Origin of the sequence: Brucella sp. TWI432 (assembly GCF_039674445.1) — a bacterium.
In the GTDB taxonomy this organism is placed as follows: domain Bacteria; phylum Pseudomonadota; class Alphaproteobacteria; order Rhizobiales; family Rhizobiaceae; genus Brucella; species Brucella chromiisoli.
This window is the reverse complement of sequence record NZ_JBDJNL010000015.1, coordinates 14,777-34,589: the sequence shown is the minus strand read 5'-3', so window position 1 is coordinate 34,589 and position 19,813 is coordinate 14,777. Positions and strand designations below refer to the sequence as shown.

Genomic DNA, 19,813 nt, shown 5'->3' with positions numbered 1-19,813 from the left:
CGCATATCTGGTCGCTTTTTGGCGGCCTTCTATGCACATCTGCAAGCCCACGCCCCTTTCTATGTCGGGGTATATAGCTATGTCACAAACAACAATCGCCACAGCAACACTTGCTACCGCCACGCTGGGCGTGCCGCGCATTGGCCGTCATCGTGAGCTGAAATTCGCACTCGAAGCCTTCTGGTCCGGTAAGACGTCCGAGGTGGAACTGCTCGCAATCGCAAGCGCCCTGCGCGCCGCCAACTGGACAGAACAACGCGACCGCGGCATCACGAAAATCCCATCCAATGATTTTTCGCTTTACGATCATGTGCTCGATACTGCCGTGATGGTGGGGGCGATCCCCGCGCGCTATGGCTGGTCGGGCGGCGATATATCACTTCAAACCTATTTCGCCATGGCGCGTGGGAGCGAAGGCAAAACGCACAGTGATTGCAGCTGCAACCATCAGGGTAACGGCGTAACCGCGCTGGAAATGACCAAATGGTTCGACACCAATTATCATTACATGGTGCCAGAACTTGCCGACGATCAGAACTTCGCGCTTTCCTCACGCAAACCGGTTGAGCATTTTCTTGAGGCAAAAGCGCTGGGTATTCACACGCGCCCGGTCATTCTCGGGCCGGTGACCTTTCTGAAACTGGCAAAATCGACCGCAGCGGGTTTCAACCCGATAGCGCTGCTGCCGAAACTGCTGCCTGTTTATGAAGCGCTGTTGCAGGAACTGGCAAAGGCCGGAGCCGACTGGGTGCAGATTGACGAACCAGCGCTGGTTCTCGACCTCATCCCCAATGAACGTGCTGCCTTTGAACTGGCCTATCAGCGTTTGAGCACCGCAAGCCCGGTCAAAATCCTGCTTGCCAGCTATTTCGGAGACCTTGGCAGCAATCTCGAAACAGCGCTTGCCCTGCCGGTTGCGGGCCTGCACGTCGATCTTTTGCGTGGGGCAGACCAGCTTGCGGACGTTGTGAACAAAGCACGCAAAGATCAGGTGCTTTCGCTCGGCGTCATCGACGGTCGCAATATCTGGCGCGCCGATCTCAGCACGATCATCGATCGTATTCAGCCTGTGATCGACAAGCGCGGGCTGGAAACAATCGAAATCGCACCGTCCTGCTCGCTCTTGCATGTGCCGATTGATCTGGAGCTTGAAACCACTCTCGATGAAGAACTCAAAAGCTGGCTTGCATTCGCAGCGCAGAAGATCGACGAGCTTTCCATCATCGGACGCGCCCTGGCATCCGGCAAAAGCACTGTTCTATCCGAACTCAAGGCTGCAAGCGACGCGCTCGGCAGCAGAGCCCGATCACCCCGCGTGCATAATGCAGCCGTTAAACAGCGGATTGGAAACATCACAGAGGCACAGAAAAGCCGTCAGAGTGCTTTTGCAAAACGTCAGAAATTGCAAAATGCAAAGCTTGGTCTGCCCGCTTTTCCGACCACAACCATCGGTTCTTTTCCGCAGACCCCGGAAGTGCGCAAAGCGCGCGCAGCACACAACAAAGGCGAGATCAGCAGCGCCCAATATGAAGGTTTTATTCAGCGTGAGACGGAAGCCGCAATCCGCTGGCAGGAAGAAATCGGCCTTGATGTGCTGGTGCATGGCGAGTTTGAACGCAACGACATGGTGCAATATTTCGGTGAGCAGCTTTCGGGCTTTGCTTTCACCAAGCACGCATGGGTGCAAAGCTACGGCTCGCGCTATGTCCGCCCGCCCATCATTTTCGGCGATGTTTCGCGTCCTGAACCGATGACGGTGGCATGGTGGAAATATGCACAATCGCTGACCGACAAGCCGATCAAGGGTATGTTGACGGGCCCGGTCACGATCCTCAACTGGTCATTTGTCCGCGACGACATTCCACGCTCGGCAAGCTGCCGCCAGATTGCGCTCGCCATTCGTGACGAGGTACATGATCTGGAAGTTGCAGGCGCCACTATGATCCAGATTGATGAGGCCGCATTGCGTGAAGGTCTGCCGCTGCGCCGCGCCGATTGGGCACATTATCTTGACTGGGCCGTCGAATGTTTTCGCCTTTGCTCGACCGGCGTTGCCGATGAAACGCAGATCCACACCCACATGTGCTATTCGGAATTCAACGATATCATCGCGGCAATTGCCAATATGGATGCCGATGTGATTTCTATTGAAACGTCGCGCTCACGCATGGAATTGCTCGAAGCCTTCAAGACCTTCAAATATCCAAACGAAATCGGGCCGGGCGTCTATGATATTCATTCGCCGCGCGTTCCGAATGTCGGTGAGATGGCTGATCTGTTGCAACTCGCCCGCAAGCAGCTTTCCGATGGCCAGCTATGGGTCAATCCCGATTGCGGCCTGAAAACCCGCAAATGGGATGAGGTGCGCCCTGCCCTCGTCAATATGGTGGCGGCAGCGAAAGCGCTTCGTGCTAAACGAGCTTAGTGATGCAAGCCTGCGCCGGAAGTCCGGCGTAGGTTACCCTCCGTTCACGAGTGCCAGAATAAGCTGTTCAACATTGCCGCCGGATCCCATTTCAATGCGGTCGAAATCACGGCCCTGCTGACGCTGAACGGCGACCAGCGCATTGATACGGTTAATCAGTTCGCGGCGCATTTTCTGGCATTTCGGATCGTTCGGGATGGACAGTCCCACCGTTGTGCGGACGATCTCGCGCGTCATATCCTTGGCGGTCTCGCCATGGACAAGCTCGTGCTTGTAAATGCCGTCATAAAAGCGTTCCCAGTTTTCTTTCACTGGCGAGGAAAGCTTCAGTGATGGCTTGGGCAGCGTATAGGTGATCTTGAGTTTTGGCTTTGCTGATACAATCCGACAGCCATTGTTGGAATTGTCGAACTTGCGATCCCAGGTCAAGACAAAAGTTGTGTGCGCAATCACGCGGGATTTTCCGGCCTGTGGGCCACGCTCGCCAATGGATTCATAAAGCTGCGGGCCAGTGTGGCCGGAAATCGCATAAGCTTTTATAATTTCAACGGCTTTCCAGTCATCGTCTGCATAAGCCTGACCCGACAACACAACACCGGCAACAATTCCCAACACAGCTATGCGCACAACAACTCCAGGGCCAATCAGCGAAATCACTGCGTGAAAACTACAATATCATGAGTGTAAGCAGAAGCCCTTTTGCTCAGCTTTACGGATTGACTATATCTTCATGGTTTCGTAGTTATGAAGATATGAATAGAACTCACCCAATCGACCCCGGTGTCAAAACCCATCTCGCGGCCGACAAGGCAAGTGAATTTCTCAAAGCAATTGCCAACAATCACCGGCTTATGATTCTGTGTCGGCTGTACGGAGGAGAAAAGTCGGTGGGACAGCTTGCAGAGCTGATCGGCCTACGCGACTCGACCGTTTCACAGCATCTGGCTTTGTTGCGACGTGAGGGCATTATCGCCGGGCGACGTGACGGGCAGACGATATGGTATCGCGTTGAAAGCGATATAGCGCGGCAGGTGATGGCAGTGCTTTGCACAAATTTTCAGGTCCCGGCTGAATAGCCACGACCTGACCAGGCACCACGAAACGCGCATCCCGAAAGGGTGAAACATGACCGACCAGACCATCGCCAAACGCAATATTTTCGTGCTGACCGCAGCACAGGCACTGGGTGCTTCAAGTCCACCCATCATCATTTCGCTGGGCGGTCTGGTTGGCCAGCAGCTTTCTTCCGATCCGGCACTCGTCACGCTGCCGGTGAGCCTGTTTAATCTTGGTCTCGCATTGGGCACATTGCCGGCGGCTTTCGTGATGCGGACCGTTGGACGCCGCAACGGCTATCTGTTGGGGGCGTGCTTCGGCATGGCAGCAGGCCTGATTGCAGCCCTTGGCATTTTTTCAACGTCCTTCCTGATCTTCTGTCTTGGCACGTTCACTGCTGGCTTTTATGCTGCATATGTTCAAAGCTATCGCTTTGCGGCTACCGATGCAGCAACAGGCACGCTCAAAGCGCGCGCCATTTCCTATGTGATGATCGGCGGCCTGATCGCCGCGATTATTGGCCCACAGCTTGTCATCTGGACACGTGACGCATTGCCGTCAACGCCATATGTGGGAAGCTTCCTGAGCCAGGCCGTTCTTGCGCTTCTCGCAATTCCGGTGCTCATGCTGTTTCGTTCGCCGACAACTGCCAAATCCAACAAGGCCGCTGATAGCGGACGACCGCTCATAGAAATTCTTTTGAACCCGCGTTACATGCTGGCTTTGGCCGCTGGCGTCGTCTCCTACGGATTGATGACGTTCGTTATGACTGCCGCCCCCATCGCCATGGTTGGCCACGGCCATTCGGTTGATCACGCGGCGCTGGGTATTCAGTGGCATGTGCTGGCAATGTTTGGGCCAAGTTTCTTTACAGGCCTGCTGATCACGCGGTTCGGCAAGGAGCGCGTTACCGCTTTGGGCCTGCTGATTATTGGCTTATCGGCAATCGTTGCTCTCTCGGGCCTTGATCTCAGCCATTTCTGGATTTCGCTGATCCTGCTGGGCATTGGCTGGAATTTCGGTTTCATCGGCGCAACCGCGATGGTCGCCGATTGCCACACGCCGGAAGAACGCGGCAAAGCGCAAGGCGCAAACGACTTCTTCGTCTTCGGCACGGTTGCCTGTGCGTCCTTCTTTGCCGGATCGCTCTTGCATTCATCAGGCTGGCAAACCATCAACTGGATGATATTCCCGGCGGTCGCTCTCATTCTTGTGCCGCTCTTATGGCAATCGGCACGAAAGCAGAAAGCCAATATCCCGGCATAGAAAAAAGGCCGCAGATCAATCTGCGGCCTTTTCTTCATCAGAACATGATCTTACTGTTCGATCGTGCGGTTCCAGCGGCTGTTAAGCTGCTGACGGCCTTCGTTGACGGCATCCCAGTCAAGCGTATTGGCGGTTTTCATGTAGCCGTTGAAAGCATCAAGCTTGGCCTGTGCTTCTGGCGTACCGGCCTTTGCTTTCAGGTTCGATGGAATGACGTTGCCATGGTCTAGTGCCTTGCTCTGCGCATCTGCGGAAAGCAGGTAATGTGCAAGCTTCTGGCTCAGCTCCGGTTCATTATTACCAGCGAGAACACATTCAGTCACAGCGAGAATGACAGAACCTTCCTTTGGCTGTGCATATTCAACCGGAATGCCCTTGTCTTTCAGGTTGTTGACGCCGGTTGGGGTCAGCGGGAAAATTGCGGCTTCGCCAGTCTGAACCATTTCCGAAATTTTGGCCGATGACGGGATGAATTCCAGAACATTCTTGCCGATGGTGTCCGGGAATTTTTCAAAACCTGGCTCCAGGTTCTTTTCATCACCACCCTGAATGCGGTTGAACATCAAAAATGCATGCAGGCCGAAAGTCGAAGCGGAAGCTGACTGGAACACGACTGCGTTCTTGTACTTTTCATCCGCGAAATCCATCCACGAGGTAGGAGCTGCCCAACCCTTTTCGTCGAAAAGCTTCTTGTTGTAGGCAATACCGGTCATGCCCATATCAACGCCGATGGCCATATCGTCTTTCAGACGCGCGGCTGGCTGAATGTCGGCAAGAACTGCATCGTCGGTAATCTTCTGGCAAAGACCGCCATTGATCGCGCGCACCATCACACCATCATCGAGCAGCATGACATGCATCTGTGGATTGTCTTTCTGCGCGGTTGCTTTGGCCAGAATATCAGCCGAAGTGCCCGGAACGACAACGACCTTCACGTTGTTGGCCTTTTCGAACTCCGGCAGAACGTGCTCGGTGTAAGCCTTCTCCATGTTGCCGCCATTCATGCCGATATAGAGCGTCTTGGTTTCAGCGGATGCAGCTGATACAAACGCGACTGACAGGCCGAGCGCCATTGCCGTCATTGCGGTAATATGTTGATTTTTCATGCTAGTTCCCTTCCATGTTAAGATTGGTATTGGTTGAAGTGAAGCGGTTGATCGAAAAGGCATCGATCGGTGTTTCTGTCTCGCCCCTGATTGCAAGGTCAGCGAGAACCGCGCCGACTGCGGGCCCGGTCTGGAACCCTGCACCGTTAAAACCAAAGGCGTGATAGAGATTTTTGACACAGCTGCTTGGCCCGATGACCGGATTATCATCTGGCATTTCTGCCTCGGTTCCTGACCAGAAGCGGATCACCTGCGCATGTTCAAGATGCGGGAAAAGCTCAATCGCGCGCAGCATCACTGACGATGCCGCATTGACCGAAGGCCGCGAAAAATCCGGGTTTGCAAGCGGCGTACCGCGCCCGCCACCCATCACATAATTGCCGCGCGTGACCTGACGACCATAGAAACCGCCGCCTTCTTCGCCAAGGCTCATTGGCAGGCGATAGGGCATTGGCTCGGTCACAACCATCGACGGATAAATGCGCATCAAAGGCACAGGCTCGCCAAACGAGGCAGCAAACTGATCCGCCCATGCGCCAGCGCAATTGAACAAAAGGCGTGAACGGATTTCGATACCGTCGCCGGCGAGAATGGCAAAGCCATCGCCGGTTTCACGCGTTTCAATAACCGGGGTATTTTCCAGGATGGTTGCGCCAGCAGCCCGTGCCGCACGCGCAAAGGCCGGTGAAACCAGACGCGGATTGGCATTGCCATCTTCCGCACAAAGCGAAGCCCCCGCCACATCGCCGGGCATCCATGGGAAGCGTTCGCGCACGGCATTACCGCCAATCATTTCGACATCAAGCCCAAGCGGCCTGACTTTGGCGGCATAGGCTTCCAGCGCTTCAAACTGGGCTTCCGTGCGTGCAAGTTTCAGATGGCCGCAACGCATATATTCGCCGTCAATGCCGATAAGTTCCGGCAGGCGCGCCCATAATGCGTGCGAGCGCTGTGCAAGCGGCAATTGCTCCGGCGCACGGCCCTGTCTGCGCACGCCACCATAATTGACACCACTTGCCTGCGCGCCGCAAAAGCCCTTATCGAGCAGGATAACCGACAGTCCGGCCTGACGCATGAAAAGTGCTGCCGCCCCGCCCACAATCCCGCCACCAATAATCACCGCGTCGGCCTGAAGATGTCTCATCATGACGAAGTGCTTTCTCTGTCCGGTGCGCCAAAGCCAAGCGGGATCGGCTTGACGGGTGCCTGCGCACGGATCCGCCCTGCCTCCGCAGGGGTTTTGTCCTGCATCGAGGCCAGAAGTTCTGCGGCGGCGGCACTGCACATGCGCCCCTGACAACGACCCATGCCAACACGGGTCAGTGCTTTCAGCCGGTTGATCTCGCGCGTATCGCCTTGGCTGATGACATCTTTTGCGTCACGGACCGCGATTTCTTCGCAACGACACAGCGTTACGTCGCCCGCAACCGTATCGAACCAGTTGTGTGGAAACGGGAAAGCTTTTTCCACGATCAGCCGCTCGCGATAAATATGGTTGAGCTTTTTAAGAAGCGCGCGCTCGTTGCCTTCATCAAATGGCATTCCCATATCGCGAAGCAGAGCAATCGCGGCCAATGCCCCACGAATTTCAGCAGCATCGGCACCAGCAATGCCTGCACCGTCACCTGCCACATAAACACCTTCGCGGCTTGAACGGCCAAGCAAGTCTGCCGCAGGAAGCCATGCGCGGTCGCGTTCTTCAAAGCAAAATTCGCAACCCGCGAGATCCGCAAGCTGTGTTTCCGGACGCAGCGCAAAACCATAAGCCAGCGCATCGCACGCGACGTCACGAACATGCTTACCCGTGCGATAGCGAATGCCTGTCACATGGTCATCACCAAGCACTTCATCGGGCCGCACATTATAATGGATCGGCACACCACCAAGCTTGAGACGCAGTCCATAATAAGCGCCAAGCGCCACGATGCGCGGGGCATACAATGCCAAATGCGCCAGATGGAATTTTGACGTGACGGGCGCCGTATCCAGCACGGCAGCAACCTTTGCGCCAGCATGGTGATATTGCCATGCGACGAGATAAAGCAGCGGTCCCGAACCCATGAAAACCACGCGCTCGCCAACAGTGCAGCCCTGTGCTTTCAGTGCCGTCTGCGATGCGCCAAGCGTATAAACACCAGGTTTGGTCCAGCCTTTGAACGGCAGAACCCGGTCGGTTGCGCCCGTCGCCAGAATAAGATGGCTGTAAGGCAATTGGCTATGTGCACCGCTGGTCAGCAGATCGAGACGATCCTCGGGCTCACGCGTGATATTCCACACCAGCGTTTCCGGGCGATAATCAATTGCGCCGCGAAGCGTATCGAACGTTTTGTGCAGCGCCTCAGCCTTATGGGCTTCGGAGCCATAGCGGGCACGATAGCTGCGGCCATCATCAAACGGTGGACGACGATAAATCTGACCGCCCGAACGAAAGCCCTCATCAAGAACAATCGGATCAAGGCCCGCTTTGACCAGCGTTTCGGCGGCACGAATGCCCGCAGGACCAGCGCCCACGATAACCGGATTAAGCGCCGCGCTCATCGTTGAGCCTCCGTCACAAAGGACATGCCATTTTCCAAAAGCGTTGTGCAGGCACGAAGCTTGCGACCCTCAACGGTCATGACATGACAATCCTGACACGCGCCAATCAGGCAGAAGCCTGCACGCGGTTCTCCGGTAAATTCGGTATGACGCACCTTCCCCTGCACCGAGAGAATGGCCGTCAGCACGGTATCGCCACGGCGTCCCTCAAAGAGCACGCCGTCAAGCGAGAAGCTGATCGGCTGCTCATTCAGCCGATACCGTCTGCGGAATTGCGCCGCGGCAGGCGAAACCGGGATCGTCATGAGTATCTGCTTAGCCTTTACCCACGAGGACGCGATCAAGACCAAACAAGCGGTCGATGATAACCATGGTCACGGTTGCAACGAGGATCATCAGCGCAGACACCGCCGCCATCATCGGATCGATGGATTCGCTGGCATACATATACATGCGCACTGGCAGCGTGACCGTGGATGGCGAAGTAACGAAGATCGACATAGTCAACTCGTCAAACGAATTGATGAAGGCAAGCAACCAGCCACCCGACAGACCCGGAAGAAGCAATGGCAGCGTGATGCGGCGGAACACCGTCCATTCACCGGCACCCAGCGTGCGGGCTGCATTTTCCGCATTGCGGTCCATGCTGCTGAGTGACGCGAGAATAAGCCGCAACGCATAAGGGGTTACGACAATCACATGCGTTGCAACCAGCCAGCCAAACGAACCTGTGAGGCCCATCAGCGAGAACAGACGCAAAAATGCGACGCCCAGTACAAGATGCGGAATAATCAGCGGCGACAGAAACAGTGCGTTCAGCGCATCGCGGCCACGGAAATTATACTGCGCGATTGCAAGCCCCGAAGGCACGGCAAGCAAGGTCGAAATTGTTGCCGAAAAGATTGCAAGCTTCAGCGAGTTGGAGAACGACGTCATGAAGTCGTTATGCGCGAAGACCGCCTCAAACCAGCGCAGCGAGAATCCATTCCATGGCATGGTCAGCGTGTTTTCCGGCGTGAAAGCCACCAGACACACGACAACCATCGGTGCCAGCATGAAGATGACAATCAGCGTGTGGAAGAGAAGAGCGAAAGGACCGTTCTTGACCATGGCCGTTACCCCAGCTTCTTTCTCGCCTGCCCTTCAAGCATGCGATTATAGGCGATCATGATCACAAGATTGGCGACCAGAACGATAATGGCGATAGCAGCGCCCAGCGGCCAGTTCAGCTCGATCAGGAACTCGTCATAGACGACCGTTGCCGCCATTTTGAGACGACGTCCGCCAAGCAGACCCGGAATAGCAAAGGAACTTGCCGAGAGCGCAAAGACGATCAGGCTGCCCGACAGAATGCCAAGCACGGCCTGCGGAAACACCACACGGCGCAGGGCGGTGAAACGCGACGCACCAAGCGTGAGCGCAGCGTCCTCAACCGTCGGATCAAGCTTTTGCAGCACCGTCCAGACAGGGATCACCATGAAAGGCAGCATGATATGCACAAGACCGATCACGATGGCTGTTTCGGTGTAGAGGATCTGCTGGGCTGGCAGGCCGACAAATTCCAGCACGCTGTTCACAAGGCCATTACGCCCCAGCAGCATGCTCCAGCCAAATGTACGCACAACGACCGAAACTAGCAGCGGGCCAATAATCACCAGCAGGAAGATCGAGCGCCAAGGTGAGCGCATATTGGACAGAATATAGGCTTCCGGCACCCCGATCAGCACGGTGATCACAGTGGTAATCAGAGCAAGCTTGAGCGTGCGCCAGAAGATGTTCAGGTAATAGGGATCCTGAAGCACCTGCGTGTAATTGGAAAGCGTGTAAATATCTTCGATGCCCTTGTCATAGCTGTAGCTATTAAACGAGAGCAGCACCGTCAGCCCCAGCGGCAAAAGCACAAGGGCGAAGAACATCAGTGTCGAAGGGGCACTCAGAAATAATGGCAGATAATTACGCCGTTCTTTCGTATCGCCCGAAGCTGTTTGCGAAACCGCACCCATGATCAGTGCGCTCCCTTGTTGAGAACCCGGCAATCCTCATGATCCCATGATAGCCCGACTTTGCTGCCTTCGATTGGCGGCGGATTGCCAAGGTTTGGCAGCGCGACCGACAGCATACCAGCTGGCGTCAGAACACCGAGCAGCCACTGCGCGCCCATGAAATAACGCGTGGTGACTTCACCGCTGACATGGCCCTGATCCGCATCGACCAGATGCACTTTTTCCGGGCGAATAAACACCGAGACCTCGCCGAAAGCAGAAGCGTCTTTTGCAGGGAAACGCACTGCCGTGTCAGTCAGCTTGATGTGGCCGTCACCGACATGGGCTTTGAGGAAGTTCGACTTGCCAACAAAGTTGGAAATGAAGTGGTTACGCGGATGCTCATAGAGCTTATATGGCGCATCGACCTGCGTAATCAGGCCCTTTTCCATAACCACAACACGGTCGCTGATCGACAGCGCTTCCGCCTGATCATGGGTTACCATGATGGTAGTAATGCCAACTGTGCGCTGAATGCGGCGCAGTTCGAACTGCATTTCTTCACGCAGCTGCGCATCAAGATTGGACAGTGGTTCATCGAGCAGCAGCACCGGCGGATTGATGACCAGCGCACGGGCAATGGCAACACGCTGGCGCTGACCGCCGGACATTTCTCGCGGGTAGCGGTCGGCAAGAGCGCTCAGACGCACCAGCTCCAGCACATCGCGAACGCGTTTTTCTCGCTCGGCCTTTGGTACTTTGCGCATTTCAAGGCCGAAGCTCACATTCTGCGCAACCGTCATATGTGGGAAGAGTGCGTAACTCTGGAAGACAACACCAAGCTCGCGCTTTGCTGGAGCAAGGCTTGTGATATCACGCCCATCTAGGGTGATCGTGCCGGATGATGGCGGCACAAGACCAGCGATCATCTGCAATGTTGTTGTCTTGCCGCAGCCCGAAGGGCCGAGAAGCGAGATGAACTCTCCCTTTTCAATCTCCAGATTGAAGTTATCGACGGCTGCGAATTTGCCGTAATAACGGGAAATATTGGAAAGGGTCAAAAAGCTCATTGCGTCTCCCTCTCGGCAAGACTTCCGCCATAGGCTGGGGGGAGCGGAAGCGCCGTGATGTTGTCTCACGTCGCCTCTTCAATAGGGCTGGCTGACGGAAGCGGCTCGACCGCGCATCAAGCGCTGATCACACTTGGATCGTTAGAACACGTGTTTATCCGGTCTCGGATGCGACCGCAGCGTTCCCTTGACTGCAAGTTAAAACCGCCGACCCGCTTACAGCATCTTGTTTGATACCTTGCCGGACCTTCCCATTGGCGACGGATTTTAAATGGCAGAAAATTTTGTACGATTACAAATTATAATTTTCAATTTCGGAATAAATTATATATTTCTTTCATTATGCAAAATTTGGAAGCAATTTCATGGATGATATATCAGAGAATATGAAATCTGGTGCCGCGCTTAACTCAAGTCTGGTGAAGGCAATTCATATTCTGAAAGGTCTGGCAGCCAGCACGGAAGACGGCGTGCGGTTGATCGATCTGGCGCGCGATCTGGAACTCAGCCAGCCATCCGCCCATCGTTTGCTCAAAACACTGATTGCGGAAAATCTTGTCGAGCAGCTTCCCGACAAAAAAGCCTATCGTCTGTCGCTGGACTTTTTCGCCATGGCGGCACAGGCGCGTCAGCGCGATGGAATCCTCACCGTTGCGCGCCCCTCACTGCTGCGTCTCTCAACCACCTTCAACGATACCGTCTTTCTGCTGGTACGCAGCAATTTCGATGCCGTCTGTCTTGATCGCGTGGAAGGACCGTTTCCGATCCGCTCCTTTACCGGTGATATTGGCGGCAAGGTTCCGCTTGGCATCGGACAGGGCAGTCTTGCCATTCTGGCGTTCCTGCCGGAAGAAGAGCGCGAGGCGATCATTCGCTTCAACATGCCGCGCATTCTCGACAAGGCCACTGTCGATGAGGTGGATCTGCGTATCATGATTGAAGATGTCCGGCGCACAGGTGCCGCCACCTATAATTTCAACATGATCGACGGCATGTCCGGCCTTGGTGTTCCCGTCCTCAACCGGAGCGGTGAAGCGGTCGCAGCCCTCAGCATAGGCACACTGGCGTCGCGATTAACAGAACAACGTCAGCACACCATCACTGACCTGTTGCGCAGAGAGGCAGCCATTATCACCGAAAAACTCAACCCTTTTGATCTGACATTGCGCCATCCCAACCAGGCACTTGTGAAATAACCCATCCCTGTGAAGACGATGCCCTCGCGCTTTTGCTGACCTTAGGCCCTCGCATATTGGCTCAAACCAGAGCTTTATTCCGGTCGCCAGTGCAACAAAGCCGCGCCAGTTGAACCAGCACGGCTTTTCAAGATTAAAAACGCTTAGTTTTTGCCGAGCAAATCAGCAACTTCGCGGGCTGTTGGCGCAGCCGATCCTGCACCCGCACGCGTCACCGCAATCGCGCCAGCGGCAGAAGCAAAACGCACGCAATCATGCAACGACTGGCCTTGCGAATAGGCAACAGCGAAACCGCCATTAAAGCTATCACCTGCCGCAACCGTATCGACCACCTTCACTTTGAATGGCTCAAAATGCTTGACCTCATCCGCGGTTACCAGCAATGCACCGCGGCCGCCGAGCTTGACGATCACAATCTTCGGGCCACGCTCAAGCAACTTGCGCGCAGCCGCTTCAGCAGATGGCAGATCCGTGGGTTCGATCCCCGTTATTTCAGCCGCTTCCGTTTCATTGGGCGAAATGATCTCACTCAATGCAATCAGATCAGCCATGCGGCTTGCATCGCCCACAGGCGCAGGGTCAAGCAGCACTGTTCCGCCCGCCTCTTTCACAGCCCTTGCCACCGCAAGATTAACCTCATGCGGCACTTCACGCTGCAAAAGCGTGATCTTAGCCTTGGCAATATCAGACCGATAAGCGTCTACATCCGATGCAGACCAAAGCGCATTGGCGCCAGCACAAACGACAATCGTGTTCTGCCCCGCTTCTTCAACCTGAATAATCGCAATACCAGTATCAGCACCATCAACGGCGCGAATACTCTTGGTATTCACACCAAACTCCTGCATTTGCCCGACAGCCAAATCGCCAAAAGAATCTCTGCCGACCGCGCCGACAAAACAAAGTTCGCCACCAAGCTTGGCGATAGCAACCGCCTGATTGGCCCCCTTGCCACCAAGACCAATGCCATATCCCGACGCATTGATAGTTTGTCCCGGACGCGGCAATGCGGCCATTCGGGCGCTAACATCGACATTCACACTGCCAAAAACAAAAATTTTCAACGCAAGTTCTCCATAACTGCTCTTGCGCGCACCATAACCGCGCTTCCGCAAAACTTCCATGGAGCGCGCCACACGATGCACAAATTACAATTGCTAAAATCTGCATTAAATAGTATTAATCAAAAATTGTGCGTTAATAAAATATTTACATTTAATAATCATTTCATCACCTATCTCATATTAAAGAACCCTTTTTATTACATATTGTAAGTTCTTGGAAATCGGGGGAATAGTATTGATAAGCTCTATCAGACTTTCGACAGATTTAATTGAAGAACGCGATAGAAATGACTATTGGCGCGAAGTAACGCTGCCTGCCTTTGAAACCGTTATAGATCCACGAGAGTCACCACAGACTCTTTACGGAGAAATTACGGCCAACCAGATTGGCGAATTAGTTATGGGCGAAACGAAATTCAACGCCCAAAAATATATACGTGACGAGCACTCCATCTCACGCTTTGGTCTCGACCATTATATGATTCAGGTTGTCACACAAGGAACGCAACGCGGCGACTTTAACGGAATATGCTCACAGGCTTTTGTAGGCGATATTCTCATTATGGACATGGCCTATAAGCTGACAACCGAAGTAACGCCGGGCAGCAGAATGACAATGGTGCTACCGCGCGCTCTGGTTCAACGCAGCGGTTTAAACGGCAATATTCACGGGCGCGTTCTGGGATCAGAAGACCCACTGACAGCGTTTCTGGTCAACTGCACCCAAGGTTTTATGAAGGTCTCACCACACCTCAACACTGTACAAATTGAGGGCATTCAGAATTCTATTATAGATATGTTTGCAATGAGCCTGAACGGCAAAGAGTTTAACGCTGCTGAATCAACAACATTGAGCATTATAACGAAGCAGAGAATTTTGGATTACATCGATAGAAATATCGAAAATCTTTCGCTCTCCACAGGAAGCATCCTGAAACGCTTCAACATATCGCGCTCTCATCTGTATCGCATTTTCGCCGAAGAGGGAGGCATTGCGGCCATTATCAGAAATAAACGACTGGCTCTCGCTTTCAGGCGCCTAAGAGCCTCGAATGGCAGACGTATTCACCTTGCTGAACTCGCCTATCAGTCAGGCTTTAGTGACTATAGCTCGTTCTCGAAGCTATTTCATGAAAAATATGGTGAAAAGCCGACCGATATTCGCAGTAAGATACAGCAAAGTGTTTATCAAGAAATAGGCTATGATGGCAAAATCATAACCTATTTCAAAAATCTGCACAAATTTCATTATGCTGAAGAGAGTGAAACCTCTTCGGAAGAAGGCCTTTGAGGTTAAAGCATTTCCAGCAAAAGCGGGAGCCGCTTTTCGGAATTCTCTCCTCCCCTCACCTGACGTTATTTCAAATAATGAATATGAGGCCGCGCACTGTGTGGAGATATTTCGACACGGGCATCAACGGAAAAAACTTGCTTGAGAAGATGCTGATTTATAACGTCTTCCGGTGAGCCGAAAGCCACGATCTTGCCTGCCTGCATGATCATCAGCTCATCACAGAACATAGCCGCATGATTGAGATCATGTAGTGCAATGATGCTGGTAATCGGCAGTTCTGAGACAAGCCGCAGCAAGGCCATTTGATGTTGAATATCAAGATGGTTGGTCGGTTCATCAAGGATCAGCTCTTTGGGTGTCTGTGCAAGCGCCCTTGCAATATGCGCGCGCTGCTTTTCACCACCCGACAGGCTTTGCCAGCTTTCGTTACGTTTGGCTTTCATGCCGGTGCGCTCAATCGCATACTCAACGGCCGCATCATCGCTACTCGCCCAGCCCGAAAACATGGACCTGTGAGGAAAGCGCCCAAGCTTGATAACGTCTATGACCTTCAAATTGGCATTGGTGGTCGCATGCTGTTGGACAAAAGCAACGCGTTGAGCAACAGCACGGCGCGCTATTGTTGTAATATTCGTATTATCCAGCAAAACGCTGCCCGAATTTGGTCGCTTCAATCCAGCGATCAGCCGCAGAAGCGATGTTTTTCCAGAACCGTTTGGTCCGAGAAGACCAAGCATTTTGCCGGATTTCGCTTCAAAGGAAACATCATCCAGAATGGTCTTCTTACCAATTTTCCAGGTTAGGTTTTCTACCTTAATCGTCATGACGCGCGCTGAAACCGATAAAGAATGATGGAAAAGACCGGCACACCGACGAGTGCCGTCACAACGCCAATGGGCAAAACCTGCTGCGGTATGAGGGCACGCGAAGCAATATCAGCCAGAATCATGAAAATCGCGCCTATCACCGCACAGGCTGGCAGCAATCGTATATGCAGCGGCCCGACGATAAAACGTGCTGCATGCGGGACAACCAGTCCGACAAATCCGATTGAACCCACCATACTGACGATTGTGGCAGTCATCATTGCCGTCAGTGCAAAAAGAACAATGCGCGCGCGGCCGACATTGACCCCAAGTGAGGACGCGGCTTCATCACCAAAGGCAAAGGCATCGAGAACATGGGCATAGAGCAGACAGGCCAACAGACCAAGCGTAATAATGATCGACACCAGCACAAATTCAGGCCAGCGCACACCACCAAAGCTACCAAGCAACCAGAACATCACATCGCGCGCCTGCTGCGCATTTCCCGAGGTCGTGACAATATAAGAGGTTATGGCGTTGAAAAGCTGCGACGCGGCGACACCCGCAAGAATGGTTCTATCCGCACCACCCCTTGTGCCGTTGGACAAAAGGGCGACAAAGAAAAATGCTGCGAAGGCGCCAACAAAAGCACCCGCTGAGAGCGAGACCGCGCCCGCGCCAACACCTAAAATCACCACAACCACGGCACCGGTGGAGGCGCCAGCCGAAATACCAAGCACATAAGGCTCGGCCAGTGGATTGCGCAAAAGTGATTGCATGATCGCACCCGAGAGGGCGAGGCCCGCACCGCAGAAAGCTGCAACCAAAGCGCGGCTGAGACGATAGTCCCAGATCACCGTCTCATGAATGCGGCTAAGCTCGATGTTCGTCCATCCCAGACGATTGGTTATAGCCGCCAATGTGGTTGACAACGGGATTGGAAGATCTCCAATCCCGACGCTGATACCGACAACTGTTCCAATACAGGCAAGGGACGCCAACAGCAAAAGGCCGAAAGCCCCCCAGTGCCTCAGAGAATGGCTTGCGACATTCACTTTAGAATACCAAGTTCTTTCAACTGGCTTGCAACCTGTTCAGCACCATAAATCGTGCGAATGGTCGGGTTCATCGCCTGGCCGTCCATGACAACAATGGCTTTGTTCTTCACTGCGGGCATCTGGCTGACAGCCGGATCGGTGTTGAGGAACTTAATCTTTGCTTCCGGCTTGTCGAGTTCCCACCGGTTGCGGTCAAGATTGGCAACAACGATAACATCCGGGTTGGCTGCAATGATGCTTTCCCAGCCAAGTGTTGGCCATTCAGCTTCTGCTTTGATGGCGTTTTCGCCACCCAGAACATCCGCGATAAAGGTCGAAGCACCATTTCCACCGCCCAGATAGGCATCAGCAGACGGTGACTGGCTGGAGAACCAGAACACATAGGAAAGCTTTTTATCGCCAGCGGGTACGCTCGCACGCAATGCCGCTTCACGCGCCTTGAAATCAGCAATCAGCGCCTGACCACGATCGGCCACATCGAAAATCTGAGAAAGCTCGTCAATTTCCTTATAAAGCAGATCCATGTTCCAGAGCTCGTCGCGGCTGCCATATTGGTCCTTGACCCGCGTTGTGCTCAGGCAGGTGCTGGGTGACAGATAGGCTGGAATATCAAGCTTATCAAAATCTTCGCGCTTGGCGACCTTGCTGCTCGGCCCGATCAAGGTCGGCAATGCAGCGGCCACGAAATCCGGATTTTCTGCAAGAATCGATTCGAAGGTTGGAAACTCGACGGTCAGAAGCTTGACCTTGGCATTTGCTTCCTCAAGCTGCGGAAGAACTTTACTCGGCCAAAATGCTGTTCCGGCCATCTTATCTTCAAGGCCCAGAAGCAGCATGATTTCAGCACTGTTCTGTCCAAGACCAATTGCACGTTCCGGCGCTTTTTTGATGGTAATCTTTGCGCCGCAATTATCAATGGTCAGCGGATATTGTGTCGTTGCAGCACCAGCCGGGCTGATTTGCAGCGCCAAAATGGCAACTAGGCCAGAAGCGGAAAAGAAGGACTTCAATGAGAGCACGGAGAGAAACCTCTGGGTTGATCGATGGAGGCGATTAGAAAGGCCTGTTATATAATTCTCCCTATAATCCCTATGCCTGCTTAAAAACAAGATAGATAAAGTCATATTTTAAAGCATGATGCCTGTCGGATCGAAATAAGGACCGATAAGATTATGCATCAGGTAAAAGGGTTGAGAGCGCCGATTGTGGCATTTAAGTCGTGCATATGATCCGCAAAAAACAATTTACAAACGACAATCGTTCACCATTCGTTTTTTTTGCAACAGAACACATCATTTCCGGGGCTTTTTTTATAAATTCTATAACCCGTTGCCCGCTCGATGGCTTAAGGATAATTTGTAGCCATGACAGAAGCAGAAAACGGCATGGCCGAGACAGTTTTTTCCCGCATTCAGGCAAGCCGCACGGCAGATGATGTTGTGCATCAAATCGAGAGCCTGATTCTTGAAGGCGTACTTCGCGGTGGCGACCGGCTTCCGGGCGAGCGTGAGCTTGCGCGCCAGCTCGACATTTCGCGCCCTATTCTGCGCGATGCGCTCAAGCGCCTTGAAAATGCGGGGCTTCTGACATCACGGCACGGTGGCGGCACATTTGTGGCCGACGTTATCGGGGTGGTGTTCAGCGCCCCCGTTGCTAAACTTTTCGCTGAGCACCGTAAAGCGACAACCGACTATCTCGAATATCGCCGCGAGATCGAAAGCATTGCCGCCGAATATGCAGCCCTGCGCGCAACATCGGCGGACAAGGCCCTTCTCACCGAAATTTTGAGCGCAATGGAAGCCGCAAACACTGCAAAAGATCTCGAACAGAGCGCGCAGCTTGATGTCGAGTTTCATAATGCAATCGGCGAAGCGGCGCACAATATCGTGCTTCTTCACACATTGCGCTCTTGCTATCAGCTTCTGAAAGATGGCGTTTTTTACAATCGCGGTCTGATTTACAGCTATCCTGGCGTGGCCGACATGCTGCTGTCACAGCATCGCGCCATTTACGATGCCGTGATCGCAAGCAACCCGAAAGCCGCGCGCGATGCGGTTCAAAAACATATCCGCTTCGTCGAACAGGCAACCAATGATCGCGAACTCAATGACGAGCGTGAGCGCGTGTCGCGATTGCGCTATCGTCAGCGGGCTGGAAAAGACGCGAAAGAAAGCAGCGATTTATGAGCGGCGTGAAACTCCAAGATGCAAAAGGGCCGGAGGGTGTCCGGCTTTATGCAATCGGCGACATACATGGTCGGCTTGATCTTTTGCAGGACATGCATGGCCTTATCCGCGCCGATCTCGACCATCGTCCAACCCATGACTGGCGCATCGTTCATCTGGGCGACTACATTGACAGGGGGCCAGACTCCAAAGGCGTGCTGGATTTTCTCATCCATGCTTCAACGCATGATCCGCGCATTCTCTCTCTGATCGGAAATCATGATGATGGTTTCCTGCATTATCTTGCAACTGGCGACACGAACGGGATTTTTGCGCTTCATGGCGGCAGCGACACCGCTCGATCCTACGGCGTGGACGTCGACTACACGAACTCTGCGTCGGCTGCGGCAGGCTATAAGCAGCTTAGGGACAAAGTTCCCCAAGCCCATATCGACTATATCCGCTCAATGCCATCATCGGTGAGTTTCGGTGATTTCTTTTTCTGTCATGCGGGTGTGAACCCGGTGGTTTCGCTCGATGCTCAGGACCGAGATGATCTGATGTGGATCAGAACGGTGTTTCTGAAGTGGACCGATCCACTGGAAAAAGTCATCATCCACGGGCACACGCCGCAGAACGCTATCGACGTTCAGCCCAACCGGGTCAATCTCGATACCTATGCCTGGAAAAATGGAAAGCTTTCGGCCATCGTCATTGACGGCGTGGAAAAGCGTTTTCTGGAAACAACGGGTAATGATTAGAGCGCCGCGCTAATCCAATCAGATCG

General features: G+C 53.6%; 19 protein-coding genes. 7 read left to right on the top strand and 12 right to left on the bottom strand.

Features of this window, described 5'->3' with window-relative positions:
* Positions 1–79: 79 nt before the first annotated feature.
* On the top strand, positions 80–2,425 hold the full coding sequence (metE, locus tag ABE527_RS16920; RefSeq protein WP_499697638.1) for a 5-methyltetrahydropteroyltriglutamate--homocysteine S-methyltransferase: 2,346 nt from the start codon (positions 80–82) through the stop codon (positions 2,423–2,425).
* Between the two features lie 33 nt (positions 2,426–2,458).
* Here metE and ABE527_RS16915 read toward each other — a convergent pair whose 3' ends face one another.
* Positions 2,459–3,046, bottom strand: coding sequence for a DUF922 domain-containing Zn-dependent protease (locus tag ABE527_RS16915; protein ID WP_499697653.1), 588 nt, complete (start codon positions 3,044–3,046; stop codon positions 2,459–2,461).
* A gap of 131 nt (positions 3,047–3,177) precedes the next feature.
* Between ABE527_RS16915 and ABE527_RS16910 the strand changes: the two genes are divergently transcribed.
* Together ABE527_RS16910 and ABE527_RS16905 are read left to right on the top strand one after the other, a co-directional pair.
* The gene (locus ABE527_RS16910; RefSeq protein ID WP_265985012.1) at positions 3,178–3,501 is read left to right on the top strand and encodes an ArsR/SmtB family transcription factor; all 324 of its coding nucleotides are present in this window, start codon (positions 3,178–3,180) and stop codon (positions 3,499–3,501) included.
* 49 nt (positions 3,502–3,550) lie between these two features.
* Positions 3,551–4,747 (top strand): MFS transporter, encoded by a 1,197-nt coding sequence (locus tag ABE527_RS16905; protein ID WP_499697637.1) that lies wholly within the window; start codon positions 3,551–3,553, stop codon positions 4,745–4,747.
* A 50-nt stretch (positions 4,748–4,797) separates the two neighbouring features.
* Here ABE527_RS16905 and ABE527_RS16900 read toward each other — a convergent pair whose 3' ends face one another.
* Genes ABE527_RS16900 through ABE527_RS16870 form a run of 7 tightly spaced genes read right to left on the bottom strand, consistent with a single transcriptional unit; the run spans position 4,798 to position 11,443 of the window.
* Positions 4,798–5,853 carry an ABC transporter substrate-binding protein gene (locus tag ABE527_RS16900; RefSeq protein ID WP_499697636.1) on the bottom strand — a complete coding sequence of 352 codons (1,056 nt, stop codon included), beginning with the start codon at positions 5,851–5,853 and terminating at the stop codon, positions 4,798–4,800.
* A 1-nt stretch (position 5,854) separates the two neighbouring features.
* Entirely contained in the window at positions 5,855–7,000 is a 1,146-nt protein-coding gene (locus tag ABE527_RS16895; RefSeq protein WP_499697635.1) for an NAD(P)/FAD-dependent oxidoreductase, read from the bottom strand.
* Positions 6,997–8,391 carry an FAD/NAD(P)-dependent oxidoreductase gene (locus ABE527_RS16890; RefSeq protein WP_499697634.1) on the bottom strand — a complete coding sequence of 465 codons (1,395 nt, stop codon included), beginning with the start codon at positions 8,389–8,391 and terminating at the stop codon, positions 6,997–6,999. The genes ABE527_RS16895 and ABE527_RS16890 overlap by 4 nt, the downstream gene beginning before the upstream one ends.
* Positions 8,388–8,696 carry a (2Fe-2S)-binding protein gene (locus ABE527_RS16885; protein WP_499697633.1) on the bottom strand — a complete coding sequence of 103 codons (309 nt, stop codon included), beginning with the start codon at positions 8,694–8,696 and terminating at the stop codon, positions 8,388–8,390. The genes ABE527_RS16890 and ABE527_RS16885 overlap by 4 nt, the downstream gene beginning before the upstream one ends.
* Before the next feature lie 10 nt (positions 8,697–8,706).
* On the bottom strand, positions 8,707–9,501 hold the full coding sequence (locus ABE527_RS16880) for an ABC transporter permease (RefSeq protein WP_499695198.1): 795 nt from the start codon (positions 9,499–9,501) through the stop codon (positions 8,707–8,709).
* Positions 9,502–9,506: 5 nt separating this feature from the next.
* Positions 9,507–10,394, bottom strand: coding sequence for an ABC transporter permease (locus ABE527_RS16875; protein WP_499697632.1), 888 nt, complete (start codon positions 10,392–10,394; stop codon positions 9,507–9,509).
* 2 nt (positions 10,395–10,396) lie between these two features.
* The gene (locus tag ABE527_RS16870; RefSeq protein ID WP_499697631.1) at positions 10,397–11,443 is read right to left on the bottom strand and encodes an ABC transporter ATP-binding protein; all 1,047 of its coding nucleotides are present in this window, start codon (positions 11,441–11,443) and stop codon (positions 10,397–10,399) included.
* Positions 11,444–11,808: 365 nt separating this feature from the next.
* On the opposite strand from ABE527_RS16870, the gene ABE527_RS16865 reads away from it, so the two are divergent.
* Entirely contained in the window at positions 11,809–12,639 is an 831-nt protein-coding gene (locus ABE527_RS16865) for an IclR family transcriptional regulator (RefSeq protein ID WP_499695201.1), read from the top strand.
* 143 nt (positions 12,640–12,782) lie between these two features.
* Here the strand turns inward: ABE527_RS16865 and rbsK are convergent, their stop codons facing one another.
* A complete protein-coding gene (gene rbsK / locus ABE527_RS16860) occupies positions 12,783–13,763 on the bottom strand; it encodes a ribokinase (protein WP_499697630.1) in 981 nt (326 codons plus the stop codon).
* A 175-nt stretch (positions 13,764–13,938) separates the two neighbouring features.
* Here rbsK and ABE527_RS16855 point away from each other — a divergent pair, with 175 nt between their 5' ends.
* Positions 13,939–14,994: a helix-turn-helix domain-containing protein gene (locus ABE527_RS16855; RefSeq protein WP_499697629.1), complete on the top strand. Its 1,056-nt coding sequence runs from the start codon at positions 13,939–13,941 to the stop codon at positions 14,992–14,994.
* Positions 14,995–15,059: 65 nt separating this feature from the next.
* On the opposite strand, the gene ABE527_RS16850 is transcribed toward ABE527_RS16855, so the two are convergent.
* Genes ABE527_RS16850 through ABE527_RS16840 form a run of 3 tightly spaced genes read right to left on the bottom strand, consistent with a single transcriptional unit; the run spans position 15,060 to position 17,880 of the window.
* Complete coding sequence (locus tag ABE527_RS16850) at positions 15,060–15,821, bottom strand: ABC transporter ATP-binding protein (RefSeq protein ID WP_499697628.1); 762 nt, start codon at positions 15,819–15,821, stop codon at positions 15,060–15,062.
* Entirely contained in the window at positions 15,818–16,858 is a 1,041-nt protein-coding gene (locus ABE527_RS16845; protein ID WP_396996730.1) for a FecCD family ABC transporter permease, read from the bottom strand. The genes ABE527_RS16850 and ABE527_RS16845 overlap by 4 nt, the downstream gene beginning before the upstream one ends.
* Positions 16,855–17,880, bottom strand: coding sequence for an ABC transporter substrate-binding protein (locus ABE527_RS16840; protein ID WP_265984994.1), 1,026 nt, complete (start codon positions 17,878–17,880; stop codon positions 16,855–16,857). Before ABE527_RS16840 ends, ABE527_RS16845 begins: the two co-directional genes overlap by 4 nt.
* Positions 17,881–18,246: 366 nt before the next feature.
* Between ABE527_RS16840 and ABE527_RS16835 the strand changes: the two genes are divergently transcribed.
* The gene (locus ABE527_RS16835) at positions 18,247–19,047 is read left to right on the top strand and encodes an FCD domain-containing protein (RefSeq protein ID WP_265986146.1); all 801 of its coding nucleotides are present in this window, start codon (positions 18,247–18,249) and stop codon (positions 19,045–19,047) included.
* Positions 19,044–19,787, top strand: coding sequence for a metallophosphoesterase (locus tag ABE527_RS16830; protein ID WP_499697627.1), 744 nt, complete (start codon positions 19,044–19,046; stop codon positions 19,785–19,787). Before ABE527_RS16835 ends, ABE527_RS16830 begins: the two co-directional genes overlap by 4 nt.
* The last annotated feature ends 26 nt before the right edge of the window (positions 19,788–19,813 follow it).

Coding starts and splice junctions, on each gene's coding strand:
- metE (WP_499697638.1), top strand. CDS start 80: ATGTCACAAACAACAATCGCCACAGCAACACTTGCTACCGCCACGCTG.
- ABE527_RS16910 (WP_265985012.1), top strand. CDS start 3,178: ATGAATAGAACTCACCCAATCGACCCCGGTGTCAAAACCCATCTCGCG.
- ABE527_RS16905 (WP_499697637.1), top strand. CDS start 3,551: ATGACCGACCAGACCATCGCCAAACGCAATATTTTCGTGCTGACCGCA.
- ABE527_RS16900 (WP_499697636.1), bottom strand. CDS start 5,853: ATGAAAAATCAACATATTACCGCAATGACGGCAATGGCGCTCGGCCTG.
- ABE527_RS16895 (WP_499697635.1), bottom strand. CDS start 7,000: ATGATGAGACATCTTCAGGCCGACGCGGTGATTATTGGTGGCGGGATT.
- ABE527_RS16890 (WP_499697634.1), bottom strand. CDS start 8,391: ATGAGCGCGGCGCTTAATCCGGTTATCGTGGGCGCTGGTCCTGCGGGC.
- ABE527_RS16885 (WP_499697633.1), bottom strand. CDS start 8,696: ATGACGATCCCGGTTTCGCCTGCCGCGGCGCAATTCCGCAGACGGTAT.
- ABE527_RS16880 (WP_499695198.1), bottom strand. CDS start 9,501: ATGGTCAAGAACGGTCCTTTCGCTCTTCTCTTCCACACGCTGATTGTC.
- ABE527_RS16875 (WP_499697632.1), bottom strand. CDS start 10,394: ATGGGTGCGGTTTCGCAAACAGCTTCGGGCGATACGAAAGAACGGCGT.
- ABE527_RS16870 (WP_499697631.1), bottom strand. CDS start 11,443: ATGAGCTTTTTGACCCTTTCCAATATTTCCCGTTATTACGGCAAATTC.
- ABE527_RS16865 (WP_499695201.1), top strand. CDS start 11,809: ATGGATGATATATCAGAGAATATGAAATCTGGTGCCGCGCTTAACTCA.
- rbsK (WP_499697630.1), bottom strand. CDS start 13,763: ATGGAAGTTTTGCGGAAGCGCGGTTATGGTGCGCGCAAGAGCAGTTAT.
- ABE527_RS16850 (WP_499697628.1), bottom strand. CDS start 15,821: ATGACGATTAAGGTAGAAAACCTAACCTGGAAAATTGGTAAGAAGACC.
- ABE527_RS16835 (WP_265986146.1), top strand. CDS start 18,247: ATGGCCGAGACAGTTTTTTCCCGCATTCAGGCAAGCCGCACGGCAGAT.
- ABE527_RS16830 (WP_499697627.1), top strand. CDS start 19,044: ATGAGCGGCGTGAAACTCCAAGATGCAAAAGGGCCGGAGGGTGTCCGG.